Origin of the sequence: Streptomyces mayonensis (assembly GCF_018982965.1) — a bacterium.
In the GTDB taxonomy this organism is placed as follows: domain Bacteria; phylum Actinomycetota; class Actinomycetes; order Streptomycetales; family Streptomycetaceae; genus Streptomyces; species Streptomyces mayonensis.
In genome coordinates this window covers 1-12,367 of record NZ_JACBYP010000106.1, presented here as the reverse complement: position 1 = coordinate 12,367, position 12,367 = coordinate 1, and the positions used below count along the sequence as shown (strand labels likewise).

The window sequence follows — 12,367 nt, the reverse complement described above, 5'->3', positions numbered from 1 at the left end:
CGCGCTCGACGTGCAGGACAATGAGACCGTGAAGGTCACCTCTCCGCACATACAGAACCGGGGCCGACCGGTACAAGGGGCATGGACATGGGACGAGTAACCGAACGACGCAAGGTGATCCGGGTACGGGACGGTGCCGTGTCCGCGCGGCCGGACACGCTCGTCGCCGAGGAACCGCTGGAGATCCGGCTGAACGGCAAGCCGCTCGCCATCACGATGCGCACGCCCGGCGACGACTTCGCGCTGGCGGCCGGTTTCCTGGTCAGCGAGGGCGTGCTCGCCGAGCAGGGCGACCTGCAGAACATCGTGTACTGCGCGGGCGCCACCGTCGACGGCTCCAACACGTACAACGTGGTGGATGTGCGGACCACCCCCGGTGTGCGGATCCCGGACATCACGCTGGAGCGGAACGTCTACACCACCTCGTCCTGCGGGCTGTGCGGCAAGGCGAGCCTGGACGCGGTGCGGACGACGGCCCGCTGGCCCATCGCCGACACTCCCCCGGTCAGCGTCACGCCGGAGCTGCTGGCGGACCTGCCCGACCGGCTGCGCGCCTCCCAGCGGGTCTTCGACCGCACCGGCGGACTGCACGCGGCGGCCCTGTTCACCGAGGACGGCGAACTGGTGGACGTACGGGAGGACGTGGGCCGGCACAACGCGGTCGACAAACTGGTCGGCCGCGCCCTGCAGCACGGGAACCTGCCGCTGTCGCGCTCGGTGCTGCTGGTGTCGGGCCGGGCCTCCTTCGAACTGGCGCAGAAGGCCGTGATGGCGGGCATCCCGGTGCTGGCCGCGGTGTCGGCGCCGTCCTCGCTCGCGGTGGACCTCGCCGCCGAGACGGGACTGACCCTGGTGGGCTTCCTGCGCGGCAGCTCCATGAACGTGTACGCGGGCGGGGACCGCGTCGCTCTGCGGGCCCCGGCCGTCCAGGGCTGACCGGCGCCACCCGACGGCACGGCGGAGGGGCCCGGCGGGGCTCCGCGCCACCGCCCCTGCCGGGCCGGAGGATGCCGCGCAGGCGCACGAGGCCGTCGCGTCACACGGCAGACCCCGGAAGGTCGGACTCGGTGCCGGGAGTTCCGACACGCGGGGCGGCGCGGACGGTCCGGAGCAGGGACGTCCTGTTTCATTTGACCTGATGTCAGGACGTAACCGCGTCCCGCCGTCGGCCGCCGGTGCCCCCCGCCGGCGGGACCGGCCCCCGCCACCCGCCTGAAGGGCACCCCCACTTCATGCCGCCTCGCCCTCCCCGCATGCCCCGACGCCTCCTGCCCTCACTCGCCGCTGCCTGCGCACTCGCCCTGTCCCCGCTCCCGGCCCACGCACAACCCGCCGGACACGCCGCCGCGTTCGAGGAGCAGGTGCTCTTCGAGGCGGCCCGGGATCCGGGCGGCTACGCCTGCTTCCGCATCCCGGCGGTGGTGCGGACGACCGACGGCACCCTGCTCGCCTTCGCCGAGGGAAGGGTGCTCGACTGCGGGGACGCCGGCGACATCGACATCGTCCTCAAGCGCTCCACCGACGGCGGACGCACCTGGGGCCCGCTCCAGGTCGTCAACGAGGGCGGCGGCGACACCCACGGCAACCCCGCCCCGGTCGTCGACCGCGCCACGGGCCGCGTCCTCCTGCTGGAGACGTACAACGCGGGCCGCACGGATGCCGCCAACTGCGCGGTGCCCTGCACCCGCACGCCCCACCTCCAGTACAGCGACGACGACGGCCGCACCTGGTCCGCTCCCCGCGACCTGGGCCCCGAGATCCGGCCGGCCGGCTGGAACGCCTGGTACGCCACCGGTCCGGTGCACGGTGTGCAGCTCACCGGCGGCGCGCACCCCGGCCGGCTGGTGATCGGCGTCAACGCGGAGACCTGGGACGGCGGGCGCCTCACCGCCAACCACGCGGCGCTGGTGGTGAGCGACGACGGCGGCGCGACCTGGCGGACCGGGGCCACCGACACCTGGCCCGTCGCGGCGGACGGCACCTTCCGGCAGAAGCCCTCCGAACTGACCCTCACCGAGCGCGCCGACGGTGTGCTCCTGGTCAGCGGCCGCGAGGAGCAGGGCACCGACCTGGGCCACCGCACCCAGGCCCTCAGCCGCGACGGCGGCGACAGCTTCACCGCTCCCTTCCGGGCCCTGCCCGACCTGTACGCCCCGCAGGTGCAGGGCGCCGTGCTGCGCCTCGGCGACCGTCTGCTCCTGTCCGCGCCGGCCGACCCCGACCGCCGGCGGACCATGACGGTCCGCTCCTCCTACGACGGCGGCGCGACCTGGGACGGCGCGGACCGCGGCGCGGTCGTCACCCCGGACTGGTCGGGCTACTCGGACCTGGTGCAGGTGGACGACGGCGGGACCGTGGGCCTGCTGTACGAGGGCGGGAAGAGCGACGCGCGGGACGAGATCCGCTTCGCCCGGTTCACCGAGGAGTGGCTCGGCGCGCGGCGGGCCGCCGACCCCACCACCCCCGACCTGGCGCCGGGTGCCGCGCCCGCACGGGTGCTCGGCGGCGCGTCGACGACGGACGGTGCGGTGGGCGGCGCGCTCGCCCTCGACGGCGCCGACGACGCCGTACGGCTGCCGTACGACGCGCGGCTGCCGCTCGGGGACGGGGAGTTCACTGCGTCGCTGCGGTTCCGGTACACCGAGGACGACGGGGAGCAACCGCTGCTGTGGATGGGCGGCGTCGGGACCTCGCAGCCGCAGGTGTGGCTGCGGGCCGAACCGGCGCACGGCAGGGTGCAGGGGCTGATCACGGCGCGCGAGGGGGCGGCGGCGCCGCGCTCGGCGTGGGTACGTTCCGACGGCGCGCTCGCCGACGGGCGGTGGCACGAGGTGGCGCTGCGCCGGGGAGGGGGCCTGCTGACGCTGTTCGTGGACGGCGCGCCGGTCGCGGAGACGGCGGACGTGCCCGGGTCGGTCAGCCGCGACTCCCCGTTCGGGGTGCACGTCGGCGAACGGATGGACGGGCGGGCCCGCTTCACCGGCGCCGTCGACGACGTGCACGTGTGGAACCGGGCCCTGACCGACGAGGAGGTCGCCGCCGGCCCACCGCCCTCGGCCGTCGCGGACACCGTCGTGCACCTGCCCCTGGACCGGGTGGACGCGGCCGGCTGAGCGCGGCCCGGCGGGAACGCGCCACGGCCTTCCGGCCGGTGCGGCGGGTTCAGCCGGTGCGGGTTCAGCCGGTGCGGCCGCCCGCGCTCGCCGCCGCGTGTTCCGGCCCGGCGGCCTCCCCGGCCGGGGCGTCCTGCGGGTCGCGCGACCGGCGTTTGGCGATGACCGCGCACACCATGAGCTGCATCTGGTGGAAGAGCATGAGCGGCAGCACGGCCAGCGAGGCCTGAGCGCCGAACAGGACGCTCGCCATGGGCAGTCCGGCGGCGAGCGACTTCTTCGACCCCGCGAACTGGATCGCGATCCGGTCCGCCCGGTCGAAGCCGAGCCCCTTCGCCCCGTACCAGGTGAGCGCCAGCATCACGGCGAGCAGTACCGCCTCGACGGCCAGCAGTCCGGCCAGCCGCGCGGGGCTCACCTGGTGCCAGATGCCCTGGACCATGCCCTCGCTGAACGCGGTGTAGACGACAAGGAGGATCGAGCCGCGGTCGACGAGCCCGAGGACCTTCTTGTGCCGGGCGACGAAGCCGCCGACCCACCGGCGCAGCAGCTGCCCGGCGACGAACGGCACCAGCAGTTGCAGCACGATCCCGACCAGCGAGTCGGCGGAGAAGCCGCCCCCGCTGCCGCCCAGGAGCGCGGCCGCCAGCAGCGGCGTCACGACGATGCCCGCCAGCGACGAGAAGGACCCGGCGCAGATGGCGGCGGGCACGTTGCCGCGGGCGATGGAGGTGAAGGCGATCGACGACTGGATGGTCGACGGGACCAGGGTGAGGAAGAGCAGTCCCTGGAAGAGCGGGTCGGTCAGCAGGAGAGGGACGAGTCCGCGCGAGGCCAGCCCCAGCAGCGGGAAGACGACGAACGTGCAGGCCAGCACGGTGACGTGGAGCCGCCAGTGCCGCAGCCCCTCCATCGCCTCACCGGTGGAGAGCCGGGCGCCGTAGAGGAAGAACAGGAACGCGATCGCGCCCGTGGAGGCGCCCGAGGCGACGTCCGCACCGGTGCCGCGGGCGGGCAGCAGCGCCGCGAGGCCCACGGTGCCGAGCAGCAGCAGGACGTACGGGTCGATCGGCATCCAACGCGGCCAACTCAGGCGTCTCACGGTGCTCCACTTGCTCGCTGCTTGCTCTTCACGGATCCCGGCTCACGGGCACCGGTCCCGGCGTCACCGGAGCCGGTCCCGGCATCACGGGAGCCGCTCCCGGCATCACGGACGCGGGTCCCGGACCCATCCTGCTCCCCCGCCCTGCGATCGGGAATCCCGTACACCGCTCTGACTGTCATCACGATCGCCGATGAGCACTAGGCTGGCCGGATGTACGACCCTTCCCACTTGCGTACGTTCCTGTCGGTGGCCCAGACGCTGAGCTTCACGCAGGCCGCCCGGCGGCTCGGGCTGCGCCAGTCGACGGTGAGCCAGCACGTGCGGCGGCTGGAGGGCGCCGCCGGCCGGCAGCTGTTCAGCCGCGACACCCACTCCGTGGAGCTGACGGAGGACGGGGAGGCGATGCTCGGGTTCGCCCGCCGGATCCTGGAGGTGCACGAGCAGGCCACGGCCTACTTCACCGGCACCCGGCTGCGGGGCCGCCTGCGGTTCGGGGCGTCCGAGGACTTCGTGCTGACCCGGCTCCCGGAGATCCTCGAGGGCTTCCGGCACGACCACCCCGAGGTGGACCTGGAGCTGACGGTGGAGCTGTCGGGCACCCTGCACGAGCAGCTGGCGGCCGGGAAGCTGGACCTGGTGCTGGCCAAGCGGCGGCCCGAGGACCCGCGGGGCGAGCCGGTCTGGAGCGACCGGCTCGTGTGGATCGGCGCGGAGCGGCTGCGGGTCGACCCCGACCGTCCGGTGCCGCTCATCGTCTATCCGCCGCCCGGCATCACCCGGGCGCTCGCCCTGGACGCCCTGCAGCGGGAGGGCCGGGAGTGGCGGATCGCGTGCACCAGCGGGAGCCTCAACGGCCTCGTCGCGGCCGCCCGCGCGGGCCTGGGCGTGATGGCGCACTCCCGCGGACTCGTCCCGCCCGGCCTGGTCAGGGTCGCGGACCGGGCCGGACTGCCGGAGCTGGGCGGGGTCGACTTCGTGCTCGTGCACGGCCGCCGGCCCACCGCGGCGCAGGGCGCGGCGGACGCGCTGGCAGCGGCGGTCCTGGCGGGCGGGGACCGGCTGCACCGGCCTCGGCGGACGGGCCGCGGATGAGTGGGTGTGACGGAATCGGCGGCGCCTGCGCTGGAGAGGACAGAGAAGGTGCGGACGGGCCCCGACGGGCCCGCACCGGCGGCAGGGACTGCCCCGCACCGGGAGCGAGGGCGCCCGCGCACCGACGGTAAGGACGTCTCCGCACCGGCGGCGAAGGCGCCGACTTACCGACGGTAAGGACACCCCCGTACCGACGGTAAGCGGGTCGTACAGATTCGGTGGAGATTAGGCCGCCGATGATTACCCAACCGTCGAGAAACTGTCCGACCCTTCCCCATGTGGGCGCATTTCCTCTGGCTGACCAGCGCGAACACGAGACCTGTTCGCCTTGTGCGTCCCTCCCGCCCCCGCCCGGGGTGGGGTAGCTTTCACCGCGCTGTGCGGGGGGAAGTCATCCGAGCGGGGAGCGGGGAGCGGGGTTTGCGAGAGTTCACCAGTCCTCCGTTGACGTTGCCACCACCGGTGGGTGGTCTGGCCGACGTCGTCTTCGAGCATGCCCAGGAGGATCCGCGGCACGTCGCGCTGGGCCGCAAGGACGAATCCGGGCAGTGGCGCGACGTCACCGCCGGGGCCTTCCGGGACGAGGTGCTGGCCCTCGCCAAGGGCCTGCTCGCCCAGGGCATCCGCTTCGGCGACCGGGTCGCGATCATGTCCCGGACCCGCTACGAGTGGACCCTCTTCGACTTCGCCCTGTGGACGATCGGCGCCCAGGTGGTCCCCGTCTACCCGACCTCCTCGGCCGAGCAGTGCCTGTGGATGCTGTACGACGCCGAAGTGACGGCCGCGGTCGTGGAGCACGAGGACCACGCGATGACGATCGCCACCGTCATCGACCGGCTGCCGCACCTGCGCGGTCTGTGGCAGCTGGACTCCGGCGTCGTCCAGGAGCTGTACGACGCGGGCGCGCACCTCGACGACGAGGTGGTGCACCGGCACCGCAAGGCGGTCACGCCCGACTCGGTCGCCACCATCATCTACACCTCCGGCACCACGGGCCGGCCCAAGGGCTGCGTCGTCTCGCACGGCAACTTCATGTGGGAGGCGGACACCGTCATCGAGCGCTGGGAGCCGGTGTTCCACTCCAGGCGGGGCGACGAGGCGGCGACCCTGCTGTTCCTGCCGCTCGCCCACGTCTTCGGACGGATGGTGGAGGTCGCGGCGATCCGCGGCCGGGTGCGCTTCGGCCACCAGCCGCAGCTCAACGCCGCGGCGCTGCTGCCGGACCTGGCCGCGTTCCGGCCGACCTTCATCCTGGCGGTGCCGTACATCTTCGAGAAGGTGTTCAACGCTGCCCGGCGCAAGGCGGAGAAGGAGGGGAAGGCCGGTCCCTTCGAGAAGGCCGTCGACGTGGCCGTGAAGTACGCCGAGGCGGTCGAGGCCAAGGCCTGGGGCACCGGGCCCGGCCCCTCGGCGGGGCTGCGGATGCAGCACCAGCTCTTCGACAAGCTCGTCTACGCCAAGGTGCGGGCGGCGATGGGCGGACGCATCCGCAACGCCATGTCGGGCGGCTCGGCGATGGACCGGCGGCTCGGGCTGTTCTTCGCCGGCGCGGGCGTGCAGATCTACGAGGGCTACGGCCTGACCGAGTCCACCGCGGCCGCCACCGCCAACCCGCCCGAGCGCACCCGCTACGGCACCGTCGGGCAGCCCGTCCCGGGCGTGACCGTGCACATCGCGGACGACGGTGAGATCTGGCTGCACGGCGACAACGTCTTCCAGGGCTACCTGAACAACCCGAAGGCCACCGACGAGACGCTGCACGACGGCTGGCTGGGCACCGGCGACCTGGGGTCCCTGGACGAGGACGGCTACCTCACCATCACCGGCCGCAAGAAGGAGATCCTCGTGACCTCCGGCGGCAAGAGTGTCTCCCCCGGCCTGCTGGAGGAGCGGGTGCGCGACCATCCGCTGGTCAACCAGTGCATCGTCGTCGGCAACGACCGCCCCTACGTCGCCGCTCTCATCACCCTCGACCACGAGGCGGTCGAGCACTGGCTGACGATGCGCAACAAGCCGCAGATGTCCCCGACCGCCCTGGTGCACGACGCGGACCTGGAGACGGAGGTGCGGCGCGCGGTCGTCGCGGCCAACACGCTGGTGTCGCAGGCCGAGTCGATCCGCACCTTCCGCATCCTCGCCCAGCCGTTCACCGAGGAGCACGGGCTGCTGACGCCGTCGCTGAAACTGAAGCGCAGGGCCATCGAGAACGCGTACGGCACCGAGGTGGAGGCGCTGTACCGGGCATGAGTTCCACGGTCAGGAATGCGCCGGGGCTCGTGATCGTTGACGATGGGAGTACCACCTGACCACAACCGAAGGATCAAGAGCTCGTGAGCAGCAAGGTCCCCCCGATCACCCTGAACAACGGCGTCGAGATGCCCCAGCTGGGTTTCGGCGTCTGGCAGGTTCCGGACGACGAGGCGCAGACCGCCGTCGCCCAGGCCCTGGAGGCCGGGTACCGCAGCATCGACACAGCGGCGCTCTACGGCAATGAAGAGGGCACCGGCAGGGCGATCGCCGCCTCCGGTCTGGCCCGCGAGGACCTCTTCGTCACCACCAAGCTCTGGAACAGCGACCAGGGGTACGACTCCACCCTCCGGGCCTTCGACACCTCGCTGTCGAAGCTCGGTCTGGAGTACCTCGACCTGTACCTGATCCACTGGCCCATGCCGGCCAGGGAGAAGTACGTCGACACCTACAAGGCGTTCGAGAAGCTCCTGGCCGACGGCCGGGTGCGGGCCATCGGCGTCTCCAACTTCCTGCCGGAGCACCTGGAGCGGCTGACCGGCGAGACCTCGGTCCTGCCGGCCGTCAACCAGATCGAGCTGCACCCGCACCTGCAGCAGCACACCGCCCGCGAGGTGCACGCGGAGCTGGGCATCGCGACCGAGGCCTGGTCCCCGCTGGGCTCGGGCAAGGGCATCCTGGACATCCCGGCGATCGTCGCGATCGCCCAGAAGCACGGGCGCACGCCGGCCCAGGTGGTACTGCGCTGGCACCTGCAGCTGGGCAACGTGGTGATCCCGAAGTCCGTGACGCCGTCCCGGATCAAGGAGAACATCGACGTGTTCGGCTTCACCCTGGACACCGAGGACCTCGCGGCGATCAGCGCACTGAACGAGGACCGGCGGCTGGGGTCGGACCCGGCGGATGTCAACTCCTGAGCGGGCCCTCACCAGGGCGCGCCGAAGGGCTCCGGTCGCGTGCGGCCGGGGCCCTTCGTGCGTCCCGGCGCGGTCACCCGGGCCGCACCGCCGTGTAGACGGTGTGTGCCACCAGTAGGAACAGGTCCCGGCGCCGGTGCACGCCTACCTCGTCGCCGGGGTCGAGCAGCCGGTCCAGGGTGGCGCGGTCGTCGGCGTCCAGGCTTTCGCCGAGCTGCTCGCGCAGCCGGGACAGGGTCGTGGTGACGTAGTCGCGGGCCGCGTCGGACAGGGGTGCGGGCAGGTCGAGCAGGAAGCTGCGGGTGCCGGTGTGGCGGAGTCCGGCCGCGGTCAGCATCGCCGGCCAGTCCTCGGTCTCGGCCACGGTGCCCGGCAGGTCCGCGCGCATCCCGGAGAACACGTCCGCCTCGACCGCGCGGATCCTGTCCTGGAGGCCCGGACGCCCGATCCCGATGTCGCGGGGCAGGAACCGGGCGGGCAGCCCGCCCTCCAGGACCGCCAGCGTGCCGCCGGGCGCGAGGTGGGAGCCGAAGGCGGCGAGGGCCGCGCGCTGGTCGGCCAGGTGGTGCAGGCTCTGGCTGGCCCACAGCAGGTCGGCCGGGTAGTCCAACTCCCCCAGCGCGTCGGGCAGGTCACCGGCGAGGGTGCCGAACCGGTCGGTGAAGCCCAGCCGGGCGGCCCGGGCGGCGGCCCGCTCGAGCAGCGGTGCGGCGCCGTCGGCGGCGACGACCCGGGCGCCCGGGAAGGCGTCGGCGAACAGGCAGGAGACGACGCCGGGGCCGCTGCCGGCGTCGACGATCAGGCCGGGGTCGGCCGCCTCCTGCGCGAGCCAGGCCATGGCCTGCCGGTACAGCGGCGTGTACAGCTCGGCCTGCGCCTCGAGCAGCGGGGCCATCTCGGCCCAGTCGACGTCGGTGTGGTCGTGTCCGTGCCGGTCCCCGGCCCCGTGTCCCGGTCCGGCCCCGTGTCCCGGTCCGTGCCCGTGTCCCGGTCCGTGCCCGGGTCCGTCGTGGTGTCGGTGGTCGTGCGCCATGCTCGTCAGCCTCCCGTTCGCGGTCCGGCCAGCGTGCGACGGCGCACCCGGACGAGGCAAACTTTGTTGCCGTTGTCGCAAAAAGCTGCCGTTGTCGCAAAGAAGAAGCGGCTGCCGGGGCCCGGCCCGTAGGGACCGGGCCCCGGCGGCTCACCCGCGCGGCCGGTGCGCGGACCCGCTCACGACAGGGGCGGGTAGGCGTTCTCCATCAGCTCCTGGAACTGCGCCGGGAACCAGTGTCCCGACACCGGGGCGTCCGGCAGCGCGCCCGACGGGTTGTCGCCGTTGCGCACGTTGCCCTCGTAGGTGGGGTCGCACATCCGGTCGAAGCCCTTGCCCTCGTCGTTGTCGATCAGCTCGCTGGCACCGTCGGACTCGCCCGGGGGCTTCATCCAGACGTACGCGTCGATTCCGGCGGCGGGGCCGGCCTGCGGACGCTCACCGAGACCGGCTCCGGACTGGTTGCACCAGTTGCCGGGGTGGATGCGCAGGTCGTAGCGACCGCCGTCCACGTAGGCGTCGACGCTGGTCTGCGGGCCGGGGCCGGTGGGCCGTGCCGAACCGCCCCAGCCGTTGCGTGAGGTGTCGATCAGCATGCCGATGCCGGAGTCGAAGCCCTTGGAGACCAGCTCGCTGCGGAAGGCCTGGGCGAAGGACAGCTCGTCCACGTACCGGTTCCAGTCGACCCACTTCGACTGACGTACGGAGGTGCCGTTGACGGTGTCGTCGATGCCGAAGTTCTCCTCCTTCAGGGCGCTGTAGTTGGCGGTGTTGGTGATGAAGCCGTGCACGTCGCCGACGGTGGCGCCCTCTGCGGTCGCGGCCTCCTTGATCACGTCGGCGCTGGATCCGAAGTTGTCGTCCCAGCCGATCCAGCCGTGGTGGCCGGCGTCGACGTAGTTGTAGACGTTGGGCACGTCGCCCAGCTGGGCGAGGGCGTAGCCGACGCCCTTCACGTAGTTGCCGTTGGCCTTCATCGTGTCGCAGGCGGGAACGGCCGTGGGGCGGCTGCCCGTGTTGGTCACGAGGTTGGGCAGCGAGTCGATCTCGACGGTGGTGACGATCCGCAGCGAGGCGTACTTGGAGTCGCCGAGGATCTCCTTGATCGGGTCGATGTACTCGGTCTTGTACCGGTCGATCTCGGTCGGGCCCAGCTCGCCGTTGGAGGCGAGGGCCGAGCAGTCGCGCCCGGGGAGGTTGTAGATCACGAGCTGGACGACCATCTCGCCGGAGCCCTGCTGCTCCAGCGCGGCGTCCAGGTGGTCGCGCAGCCCCATGCCGCCGTTGACGCCCTCGATGGCTGCGGACCGGTCGAGCCACACACCGGTCGGCTCGTCGGCGATGCGGTCGCCGCCGGGCTCGCCGGCGGCGTTGGCGGACCACTCGGGGTTCACGTAGACCTGGGCGCCGTCATAGGGGTTGTCCACCCGGGCGGACGGGCCGGCGGGGTCGGTCGGGTCCGTCGGATCGGTCGGGTCCGTGGGGTCGGTGGGATCGGTGGAACCGCCGTCGGCGTTGCAGGTCACACCGTTGAGGGTGAAGGCGGCCGGGACCGCGTTGCCGCCGCTGTAGGTGGCCTGGAAACCGAAGGTCGCCGAACCGCCCGTGGACAGCGTGCCGTTGTGGGACTCGTTGGCCGCGGTGACGGCGGCACCGCTCTGGCTGACCTTCGCGTTCCAGCTGCTGGTGACCTTCTGGCTGCCGGCGTACGTCCACCCCAGCGACCAGTCGGACGTGGCGGCACCGTTGTTGGTGACGGTCACGGCGGCGGTGAAGCCGCTGCCCCAGTCGTTCTGCACCTCGTAGTCGACCGTGCAGGCGGGGGCCGCGGCCCCGGCGGTCGCCGTCTGGGCGGCCAGCGCCGTGCCGGATGCCCCGGCGACCAGCGTCAGGGCGGCGAGCATCGCGGTTCTGGTACGGGTCATGAGTGCGGGTTCCTTCTCTCGTGGGGGTGCGGGTGCTGTCGTTCCGGGCCGCGCGTCCGTCCGCGCGGCCCGCTGCCGATCGGCATGGGGGTGCCGTGGTGACCGGCGGTCAGGAACGGCCCGCGGGCACGGTGGAATCGCCCGGGGGGTGTGCGAACCGGCACAGGGGCCGGTGACGTGCCGGACGGGCAGCGGCCTCGGCCGCGGCTAAAAGTCCTGAACACGGAAGGTGGCGCGGGGGGTGTCGCATGAGCGACTCCTTGCAGTTCGGGCGCGCCGTGACAGGCGCGTCGACTGATGGAACCGCTCCCACTGGTGCAGCGAAGGTAGCGCCAAGTGACGGCAAAGAACAGAGGAGTAACCGACTTTCTCCGGGTCGGCCCGTCGAATATTTTCGACTCTTCACACATCTTGACCGCCCAACCCCCTCTCTTCACTATGGGAGCGCTCCCACTGGTTCAAGGCTTGTCGCTCCTCCCCCACTCCCAGGGCCGCAAGGAGGAACCAGCACCATGGACGGACGAAGCACCACGACGCACGGCGGGCGCCGGCGCACCGCCTCGTCGCCACGGGCACCGGCCCCCGGTGGCGTACGGCGCGGGGAGGGCGCCGGACTGCCTCCGCGGGCCGGTCGGCCGGGGGGGGGGCCGGGGGGGGCGGCCCGCCGGGCCCCCCGGGTGGGGCGCCCCCGCCCCGGCCCCCCGGGCCCCCCGGGGGGGGGGGGGCGGGCCCCGGGGGCGCCCGCGCCCCCCCGCTGCCGATCGGCAGGGGGGGGCCGGGGTGACCGGCGGTCAGGAACGGCCCGCGGGCACGGTGGAATCGCCCGGGGGGTGTGCGAACCGGCACAGGGGCCGGTGACGTGCCGGACGGGCCGCGGCCGCGGCCGCGGCTAAACGTCCTGAACACGGAAGGTGGCGCGGGGGGTGTCGCATGAG

8 protein-coding genes are annotated in these 12,367 nt (G+C 72.9%); 5 read left to right on the top strand and 3 right to left on the bottom strand.

Annotation, left to right across the window (positions count from 1 at the left end; translation table 11 throughout):
- Positions 1-87: 87 nt before the first annotated feature.
- Together fdhD and HZS56_RS29595 are read left to right on the top strand one after the other, a co-directional pair.
- Positions 88-936 carry a formate dehydrogenase accessory sulfurtransferase FdhD gene (gene fdhD / locus HZS56_RS29600; RefSeq protein WP_216723876.1) on the top strand — a complete coding sequence of 283 codons (849 nt, stop codon included), beginning with the start codon at positions 88-90 and terminating at the stop codon, positions 934-936.
- 317 nt (positions 937-1,253) lie between these two features.
- Positions 1,254-3,113 (top strand): exo-alpha-sialidase, encoded by a 1,860-nt coding sequence (locus HZS56_RS29595; RefSeq protein ID WP_216723875.1) that lies wholly within the window; start codon positions 1,254-1,256, stop codon positions 3,111-3,113.
- Positions 3,114-3,177: 64 nt separating this feature from the next.
- Here HZS56_RS29595 and HZS56_RS29590 read toward each other — a convergent pair whose 3' ends face one another.
- Positions 3,178-4,215, bottom strand: coding sequence for a bile acid:sodium symporter family protein (locus HZS56_RS29590; RefSeq protein WP_216723874.1), 1,038 nt, complete (start codon positions 4,213-4,215; stop codon positions 3,178-3,180).
- Between the two features lie 213 nt (positions 4,216-4,428).
- Between HZS56_RS29590 and HZS56_RS29585 the strand changes: the two genes are divergently transcribed.
- From HZS56_RS29585 to HZS56_RS29575, 3 genes are all read left to right on the top strand, one after another.
- The gene (locus HZS56_RS29585; RefSeq protein ID WP_216723873.1) at positions 4,429-5,310 is read left to right on the top strand and encodes a LysR substrate-binding domain-containing protein; all 882 of its coding nucleotides are present in this window, start codon (positions 4,429-4,431) and stop codon (positions 5,308-5,310) included.
- 420 nt (positions 5,311-5,730) lie between these two features.
- The gene (locus tag HZS56_RS29580) at positions 5,731-7,557 is read left to right on the top strand and encodes an AMP-dependent synthetase/ligase (RefSeq protein WP_216723872.1); all 1,827 of its coding nucleotides are present in this window, start codon (positions 5,731-5,733) and stop codon (positions 7,555-7,557) included.
- Positions 7,558-7,640: 83 nt separating this feature from the next.
- Positions 7,641-8,474: an aldo/keto reductase gene (locus HZS56_RS29575; RefSeq protein WP_308408187.1), complete on the top strand. Its 834-nt coding sequence runs from the start codon at positions 7,641-7,643 to the stop codon at positions 8,472-8,474.
- 73 nt (positions 8,475-8,547) lie between these two features.
- On the opposite strand, the gene HZS56_RS29570 is transcribed toward HZS56_RS29575, so the two are convergent.
- Both HZS56_RS29570 and HZS56_RS29565 read right to left on the bottom strand, forming a co-directional pair.
- On the bottom strand, positions 8,548-9,507 hold the full coding sequence (locus HZS56_RS29570; protein ID WP_216723871.1) for a class I SAM-dependent methyltransferase: 960 nt from the start codon (positions 9,505-9,507) through the stop codon (positions 8,548-8,550).
- Between the two features lie 179 nt (positions 9,508-9,686).
- Positions 9,687-11,432, bottom strand: a complete 1,746-nt coding sequence (locus tag HZS56_RS29565; RefSeq protein ID WP_216723870.1) for a glycoside hydrolase family 6 protein — start codon at positions 11,430-11,432, stop codon at positions 9,687-9,689.
- Positions 11,433-12,367 lie beyond the last annotated feature (935 nt).

What these genes read in the sequence shown, in the direction of transcription:
- fdhD (WP_216723876.1), top strand. Translation starts at nt 88, where the DNA reads ATGGGACGAGTAACCGAACGACGCAAGGTGATCCGGGTACGGGACGGT.
- HZS56_RS29570 (WP_216723871.1), bottom strand. Translation starts at nt 9,507, where the DNA reads ATGGCGCACGACCACCGACACCACGACGGACCCGGGCACGGACCGGGA.
- HZS56_RS29585 (WP_216723873.1), top strand. Translation starts at nt 4,429, where the DNA reads ATGTACGACCCTTCCCACTTGCGTACGTTCCTGTCGGTGGCCCAGACG.
- HZS56_RS29595 (WP_216723875.1), top strand. Translation starts at nt 1,254, where the DNA reads ATGCCCCGACGCCTCCTGCCCTCACTCGCCGCTGCCTGCGCACTCGCC.
- HZS56_RS29565 (WP_216723870.1), bottom strand. Translation starts at nt 11,432, where the DNA reads ATGACCCGTACCAGAACCGCGATGCTCGCCGCCCTGACGCTGGTCGCC.